The 7288-nt window shown below is 59.6% G+C and carries 7 protein-coding genes; 1 reads left to right on the top strand and 6 read right to left on the bottom strand.

All coding sequences use genetic code 11. The annotated features are described in order from the left end of the window. Nucleotides 1-763: 763 nt before the first annotated feature. The 6 genes from CDA63_RS17360 to CDA63_RS17335 all read right to left on the bottom strand — a co-directional run bounded on the left by CDA63_RS17360 (nucleotide 764) and on the right by CDA63_RS17335 (nucleotide 6927). Entirely contained in the window at nucleotides 764-2059 is a 1296-nt protein-coding gene (locus tag CDA63_RS17360) for a serine hydrolase (protein WP_165768366.1), read from the bottom strand. A 196-nt stretch (nucleotides 2060-2255) separates the two neighbouring features. Continuing rightward, the gene (locus CDA63_RS17355) at nucleotides 2256-3470 is read right to left on the bottom strand and encodes a hypothetical protein (RefSeq protein ID WP_088465727.1); all 1215 of its coding nucleotides are present in this window, start codon (nucleotides 3468-3470) and stop codon (nucleotides 2256-2258) included. Nucleotides 3471-3576: 106 nt separating this feature from the next. Beyond that, entirely contained in the window at nucleotides 3577-4887 is a 1311-nt protein-coding gene (locus tag CDA63_RS17350) for an APC family permease (protein ID WP_088465726.1), read from the bottom strand. 208 nt (nucleotides 4888-5095) lie between these two features. Next, on the bottom strand, nucleotides 5096-5614 hold the full coding sequence (locus CDA63_RS17345; RefSeq protein WP_088465725.1) for a DUF2480 family protein: 519 nt from the start codon (nucleotides 5612-5614) through the stop codon (nucleotides 5096-5098). A 50-nt stretch (nucleotides 5615-5664) separates the two neighbouring features. Beyond that, complete coding sequence (gene tsaB / locus CDA63_RS17340) at nucleotides 5665-6363, bottom strand: tRNA (adenosine(37)-N6)-threonylcarbamoyltransferase complex dimerization subunit type 1 TsaB (RefSeq protein ID WP_088465724.1); 699 nt, start codon at nucleotides 6361-6363, stop codon at nucleotides 5665-5667. Between the two features lie 42 nt (nucleotides 6364-6405). After that, complete coding sequence (locus tag CDA63_RS17335; protein WP_088465723.1) at nucleotides 6406-6927, bottom strand: peroxiredoxin-like family protein; 522 nt, start codon at nucleotides 6925-6927, stop codon at nucleotides 6406-6408. 5 nt (nucleotides 6928-6932) lie between these two features. Here CDA63_RS17335 and CDA63_RS17330 point away from each other — a divergent pair, with 5 nt between their 5' ends. Further along, nucleotides 6933-7172 (top strand): nitrilase-related carbon-nitrogen hydrolase, encoded by a 240-nt coding sequence (locus tag CDA63_RS17330; RefSeq protein ID WP_088465722.1) that lies wholly within the window; start codon nucleotides 6933-6935, stop codon nucleotides 7170-7172. Nucleotides 7173-7288: the final 116 nt, after the last annotated feature.

Raw genomic sequence — 7288 nt, 5'->3', positions numbered from 1 at the left:
GCCTGCCGCTAGCGTTCATCCTGAGCCAGGATCAAACTCTCCATTGTATAAATTACTACACTATGCCGAAGCATAGCTGATGTCAAGTGCTGATCCGACCCGCTTGCGCATCTCAACCGAAGTTGCGATGCATGATTCGCTTGTCCTTACCTGCCTGAAACGTCAGAGTTTCAGGACTTACCTATTTTGTCTTTTCCAGTCATTCAAAGAACGTGTGCAGTCTCCCAATTGGAGTCTACCGTGTGCCTCTATTAAGAGAGGCGGTCTGTGTTTTCAACCCCTTCCGATCGAAGCGGGATGCAAAGGTAAGCAGCTTTTCAGAGGAAGCAAGTGAAAGAGGAAAACTTTTTTTTGAAGCGCTGTTCTTTTCTTGTTCTCTTATCCCCTTCCGGTTGAAGCGGGATGCAAAGGTAAGTAGCTTTCTGAAGTTAGCAAGCCAAAGAGAGAAAAGTTTTTTTACTCTTTTCAGCCTTCTCGCTACAGACAAGGCCCTTTTACAGGCTGTAGTAGTGGTTGGTTTGGCCTCGTCAAAGCGACTCCGGTTGAAGCGGGGTGCAAAGGTAGTAAAACCTTCGCGACTTTCGCTACTTCTTGCGGCCTTTTTTTCAATACTTGCTGTTGGTAAGCTGCAGCTTCATCCGCGTTTCGGATGGGGATGCAAAAGTGCGGCAACGAAATCGTTTCTGCAAACTCACCTCTTAAAATACCCGTATACATCCCGCTTCAGGCCACACTGTCAGCGACTTTCTTTTTGGCGGATCACTCAGCGAACTGTTTCCATTGGTGCCAACTGCGCTGATAACCGCTGACCAGAACGAGGGCGATTAGCTTCGTACTGCCGGATTTGCTGCCCCAGTGCTGCTAAAAAAGGCAAACCCACACTGTCGTATTCATAGGTACCGTCATTAATAATTCCGTTTTTGTTCACGTAGAGCACTGCGCTGAGCATAAATTCTGATTGGTTGGTAGCATCGGCGAAGTAGGCGACATCAGCCAGATAGCCATGCGACATCCCTACTATATTATAGATGCGCAGGCCGGGCTCGGCACTGGTGGTGGGTTGGCGGCCATAATAGAGATACTTCTTATAGGCATCGAAGTAGCGAGCCGGCCTATACGAGGAGTAGTTGGCACCGTGGGGCGTTTGATGGAGGTAATAACGCAGGAAGGCGTAATCGTCGGGGCGGAGGTGGAAGCGCTGGGCAGCGGGCACGGCCTCGGGGAAGAGCAAGGTGCGCAACATCCCGGTGATGGAGGCCAGCGGCAGATAGTTGGCGGTGGTAAAATCGTAGGGTCCGGGCACGATGCGGCCGCCGGCTTGGTGGGCGCGGCCCTTGCTGATGCGGCCCAATGGAAAATCGAAGGGTTGGGAGTTGACGGCAGCGGGCTGCTGGTAGCTGACCGCGCCGGTGGCTGGGTCGAGAAACTCGATGGGGTTGGTGTGGCGGTTGGCGGCGGTGTCGCAGGGGGCGAAGCGGCGGACGATGCGGGTTTTGGGGTAGCCGAGGGTAGCCAGTCGCTCGTTGAGGGGGCGCTGGCCCAGGAACTCGTAGAGGCGGTTGTAAGCTCGATTATCGCTGACGAGCAGCATCCGCTTGGCGTAGTTGCCGATGGTATTAACGCGGTCGGAATCGGCGGACGTGATGTAGGGCGCGGGCGTTTGGCATCGGAAGGCGGCGGCGGTGCTCATGGGCGAGCGGCGGGTAAGGCCGGGCTGGTGCAGCTCATTCAGCTTTTCGAGGGCTAGGGCTACGGTGGGCAGCTTCACGAGGCTGGCCGGGTTGAAGTACTGGCGGGCATCGAGTCGAAATGTATGTTCGGTGAAAGCTGGCTGCCCTTGCTCGTTGCGGTCGATTTGGGTGTAGATGACTTGCAGTTCGTACTCGGCGGTATGCTCCACCACGGGCAGCAGGCGGGCATCGGCCCGGAGCAGGCTGTCGAGCAGTGGGCTATTAGTGTTAGGTTGTAACTGAGTCGGCAGCGCGGGGGCCGGGCCGGCAGCGGGGGCCAGCAGAGCGCTGAGGAAACCGCACGCGAGGAGTACAAGAGGGCGCATCATATACTTAAAGGTCGGCAAAAACTTCTCTCCCTCCCTCCTCGGTCCATGGCCGCAACGAGCAATTGGCGCTGGCAGCATCACTCTTATATAAAGGAGTGGCCTGATGCCGGGCGGCACACGGCCACGGCGGGCCCAACCAAAAAGCGCCGGACTCCTAACGGAATCCGGCGCTTGGGTTCAGCTTCACTCCCCCACCCTACTGGGCTACGGGTTGCGCACGGCGAGCCAGCAACAAGTTCGAGTCGTTTTCGCGCCAGTTGTAGCCGGTGCCGAAGGGCAGCGGGCGGGGTGGGTGGGCCTTATCGGTATAAGCGGCCGTAAGCTCGGGCTGATATTGCTTGGCGAAAAGGTTGATGGGCCGCTTGTAGGTGCCGTAGTAGGTGAACTGCCAGTCGGCGGCCGGGAAGTATTTCATGGCAATACCGGAATCGTCTTGCAGCACGTAATTGCTGCGCTCCAGCACTAGGTTGCGGACTTTGCTGAAGTAGGCTTTGTGCATGAGGTAGGTAGCCGACTTCACGTAGGTGGTGAGCGGGCCGAGGGTGCGCACGTACTTGAGGGCGGCGTCTTGGGTCTGGCCAAGCTTCCAGTCGCTGATATCGACGGAGAAATACAACACGGTTTTTGGCTGGCCGTTTTGGGTGCGGAGCTTCATTTCGACACCGGGCACCGTTTTGGGGCCGGGTTTGCGAATGGTGGCCGAATCGGCCTCGGTGAGCTGGCCTTCGGGGGTGAGCTGCACGTAGCGCACGGCCTCTACCTGGTGGTTGGTGCGGGCGGCGAAGAGCATCATCAGCGGCAGCGCCCCATCCAACTCTACCGATTTAAGGTTAACGGCCATCGAGTTGGTGCGGAAGAAGCTGAAGCTCAGCACTGACCACAACGATTCCTTGAGGGCCGCGAACAGCTTGGGGTCTTCGAGCGTGGCGCGGGCGGGCACGGTGCCCACGGGTTCGAGGCCCAGCAGCACGTAAGTCTGGCTGGCGGGGAACATGGTGGTCACGTTCAGGAAGTCGGGGCCACTGAAGGGGTAGAAGATGGTGGGGCTGACCGCCCGCACCGAATCCAGCTCCCGGGCCGCCCACGCCTCAATTTTGGTGGTGCGGGTGGCGTGGTATTTCTCCCAGCTTTTGTCGGCGTCGGTGGCGTAGGCCTGCCAGGCGGGCTGGTTCTCCAGGCTTTGCAGGTTGCTGTCCCGGCTCACCCGCTGCCCGGCCAGGTAAGCGGCCACGTTGTGCGTGGCCGAAGTATCGGGAACCGCAGGCGCGGGGGTTGGCAGGGCAGCTACGGTATCGGGGGCCGTTGCGGATGTTGCGACAGGTTGTTTGGTTTTGGTATCGTCGGGTCCGGAGCAGCCGGCAAGCAGCGTCAGCAGGGCCGGAAAAAGGCTTTGGGAAGTAGGAAAGCGCATGTATTGTAAGTTGAGAAGTCGCTAGGTTGAATAATCAGCAGGTGAGCGGCGCTGGGTTGCTGAGTGGGAAAGGTAACGTCCGCACTCAGAAACTCCGCACCGATTCCTAACTCCGCCGCAGCCGGCTCAGTCCGTACACCAGCAAGCCAGCCAGCAGGGTAGCGAGGCCGTAGAGGGTTTCGGTGGGCTTGTCGCGGGCGATGAACCAGAGCGTCCAGCCGTTAAGCAGCAGAAACAGTAGCGGCGTGAAGGGGTAGCCCCAGGCCCGGTAGGGCCGCGCCAATTCGGGTTGGCGCACCCGTAGCACGAATAGCCCCAGCACGGTCAGGAACGTGAACAGGTTCAGGATGAAGCCCGCGTACACTACTACCTGGGCAAACGACGACTCGATAACGAATACCAGCGTGAGCACCAGTTGAAACAGCAGCGCCCGCACCGGCACCCCGGCCGCACTCCGCTTGGCCAGAAACCGCAGCGCCGGCAAGTCTTCGCCCATTACCTGCACAATCCGGGGGCCGGCAAACACCATCGAGCTGATGGTGGACACGAGCAGCACCGCAATAAGGCCGCCCATGAGCCGGCCGCCGGCTGGGCCAAACAACGTGGTAGCCGCCACGAAGCCCACTTCCACCTGGCCCTTGAGCGCACTTATAGGAGTGGAGTACAGGAAAACGAAATTCAGCGCAACATATAACAGGAGCACCAGCGCCGTGCCCAGCAGCAGAATCCGGGGTAGGTTGCGCTGGGGCTGGTCGATTTCGCCGGCCACGTACACGGCCGCGTTCCAGCCCGAGTAGGCATACGACACGAAAATCAGCGACACGGCAAAGGCCGGGCTTAGCAGTTGGTGCCAGTCGGCCGGACTCTGGGGCACGAAGGCCAGTGGCTGGGGCGTGGCCACGAGCAGGCCCAGGCCAATAAAACCTACCAGCACGACAACTTTCAGGGCTGTAACCACCACTTGCAGGCGGCTGCCGGCCCTGCTACTGATGCCGTGCACCAGCGTGAGCAGCAACACCACGCTTACGGCCAGCAGCTTGGGCGGCAGACCGGGCCAAACGCTACCAGCGTACTGCTCCAGGGCCAGCGCGGCGGCGGCGGTGGGCGCAGCAAACCCCACCGTGGCCGACACCCAACCCGAAAGGAAGCCCAATGAAGGGTGATAAATCTTCGATAAGTAGTGGTACTCGCCGCCCGAGCGGGGCAGGGCCGCCGCCAGTTCGCCGTAGCTCAGGGCGCCGCACAGAGCAATTATGCCCCCCACTATCCAGAGCATCAGCAGCGCAAACCCGCTCTGGATGTCCATCACCTGAAACCCAAGGCTGGTAAAAACCCCCGTGCCCACCATGTTGGCCACTACAATCGACACGCCCGTCAGGACGCTGATTTTATATATGGGGGTAGTCGGTTGGCTCATGCGGGGCAGTTGGCAGGCCAAAGATGCGGAATTCATCCCAGCCCCCTGGCTCTTCCTGCTGGGAAGAAGCAGCCAGCCGACTCTGACATATAGCGTTTGGGTGTTTTTCAATGAAATAGCCCCCGCTACTTCCGTTGCGGGGGCTATCAAGTAGATTCTAAATTCTTAGCCATTGCTGAAACCTCAGCTTACCAGTGCTGACCAGCTGCTAGGCTGAGGCTACTTTGGGGCGCTTATATAGCGGGACGGTGCTGCAAGGCTCGCCATACATGACGCTGCTTGCTACGGGCAACAGCTTCTGCATAATAGCCACGTAGGCGTAAGTGGGTACGGGCTTTTCGCCGCATCCCTTGATGACCAGCTTGGCGTCGCGGTACTGCTCGGCGTCGAGGCCGGCAATGGCTTCGTGGAATAAGTCCTGCTCCAGCGCGGCTAGGTCGCCGAACACGTAGCGGTGGGCATGATCTTGGAGCTTGCCAGCCAGCACCATGTACGCCCAGGTGGGCACAATAGCATCGACGGAGCAGATGATGGCCACATTCTGGCCGTCGTACTGGCTCCAGTCGTGGTCTTTCACGAAGGCGCGAAAATCCTTTTCGCGCAGCATCAGTCCCTGAAAGAGGTTGTCTTTGATGTCGTATACCACCCGCTCGCCAGGATGAATGAACTCTTCCAGGTTAAGAGTGATAAGGGCGCTTTGCGCGACGCGGTTGATGAAGTCTTCCATAGGTAGAGGGGAGAAGTAAGCGGTGAGCAGAGCCATGTTCCGCTCCTCGCTTATTTCGCTTTAGGCGTGGTGGTGTATACTTCCTTGAGGTAAAACGGCTCGTAGTAGGCTACATCACGAAACTGCTGTTGCTGGTAGGCTACCAGCCCCAACTCCCCGACCGTTATGGCCGAGGGCTCGATGCCGGCCAGGAATACGGCATGGGGCTGTCCGGCCACCAGTGGCTGGAACTTGGCGGCTCCGCTGCCGAAGCATAACACCGGTTGCCCGGCCATTTGTTCGGCCAGCGTAGTTTCGTCGAGCAGCAAAGGCGCGGGAGCCAGCACTTCGGTGCCGTCGGCGCGGTAGAGGGCGGCGTACACTTCGAGGCGGCGGGCATCGAGCATGGGACAGTACAGGTACTGCTCGGGGCGGGCAGTGCGGCCCGCCACCTGCCGGGCCAGACTGGGCAGGGTACCGATGGCCAGCAGGGGCACATCCAGCGCGTAGCACAGGCCTTTAGCCGCCGCCGCCCCGATGCGCAGGCCGGTATAGGAACCGGGGCCGTCCGACACGGCCACCGCCGCCACATCGGCCAGCGTGTGCAGGGTATTTTCCAGCAGTTGGCTGAACAGGACGCTCAGGTGAGAGGAGTGCGATTTTTCCAGCCGCAGCTCCGACTGGCCCACCAGCCGGCCCGTTTCGAGGTGGTGCAGCGCCACGGAGCAAACGGGCGAGGAGGTTTCAAGCGAGAGCAACAACGAAGACATTCCGCAAAGGTAGCCCCTAACAGCCCTATTGCCCACTACCGGTTACAGCGCCTGCGCTACCTGTTTCACCGACACGCGCTGCTTGTAATCGGGGTTGAAATAAGCGAATTTGATTTTGCCGTTGCGCCCGATGACGTAGGTAGCCGGCACGGGCAGCACGTTCTGGTCGGCTCCATTGGCCGTTTTCAGGCTCACGCCGAAGCATTGGTACTTGGTAGCCATGGGCTCATCGACGGTGAAGGCAGTGCGGTAGGCCTTCATAATGGCAAAACTCTGGTCGTGGATGATGGGGAACGAGGCCTTCGTTTTGCCCACCGTCTTGTCGATGTTGTCCTGGGTTTCGGGCGATACCACCACGACCTGCGCACCCTTGGCCGCCAAGAGCTGCAGCGAATCCTGGAGCTGGCTGAGCTGCTTGTTGCAGTAGGGACACCACTGGTCCCGGTAGAAATACAGCACCACCGGCCCTTTTTTCAGCAGACTTTTCAGTTCTACCTCGCGGCCCAGGCTGTCTTTGGCCTTGAAAGCGGAAGCGGGGGCGCCTACTTTCAGTGCCGAAGCCATGGGCCGTGCGCGACCTGCCGCCCGAGCTCAAACCTTTGCCCGAACTCCAAGCCGACCCCGACGCGCTGCTGTTGCGCGGTGGCAGCGCCCTCATCGGCCCCGACGGCACCATTCTGGCCGGCACCATCTTCGACGAAGAAATCATCCTGACCGCCGGAATCGACCTCGGCCGCATCCGCGAGGAGCAGCTCACGCTCGACGTAACCGGCCACTACGCCCGCCCCGACATCATCGGGCCACTTTAAAAGCCTGGTGAAGCTGGCTGGCGCTGGCCTAAGAACCACTCCTTGCGCCTAAACGTTGGTTGAGGTGTAACCAATCCTCAGCTAAGCCACCGGGCTGGTCGTTCTGTCACTTTCGC

Source organism: Hymenobacter amundsenii (assembly GCF_002204745.1).
In the GTDB taxonomy this organism is placed as follows: domain Bacteria; phylum Bacteroidota; class Bacteroidia; order Cytophagales; family Hymenobacteraceae; genus Hymenobacter; species Hymenobacter amundsenii.
Note: the sequence above shows the minus strand (reverse complement) of the source record. Positions and strands in the feature narration are given on the sequence as shown.

What these genes read in the sequence shown, in the direction of transcription:
- CDA63_RS17350 (WP_088465726.1), bottom strand. Translation starts at nt 4,887, where the DNA reads ATGAGCCAACCGACTACCCCCATATATAAAATCAGCGTCCTGACGGGC.
- tsaB (WP_088465724.1), bottom strand. Translation starts at nt 6,363, where the DNA reads ATGTCTTCGTTGTTGCTCTCGCTTGAAACCTCCTCGCCCGTTTGCTCC.
- CDA63_RS17360 (WP_165768366.1), bottom strand. Translation starts at nt 2,059, where the DNA reads ATGATGCGCCCTCTTGTACTCCTCGCGTGCGGTTTCCTCAGCGCTCTG.
- CDA63_RS17345 (WP_088465725.1), bottom strand. Translation starts at nt 5,614, where the DNA reads ATGGAAGACTTCATCAACCGCGTCGCGCAAAGCGCCCTTATCACTCTT.
- CDA63_RS17355 (WP_088465727.1), bottom strand. Translation starts at nt 3,470, where the DNA reads ATGCGCTTTCCTACTTCCCAAAGCCTTTTTCCGGCCCTGCTGACGCTG.
- CDA63_RS17335 (WP_088465723.1), bottom strand. Translation starts at nt 6,927, where the DNA reads ATGGCTTCGGCACTGAAAGTAGGCGCCCCCGCTTCCGCTTTCAAGGCC.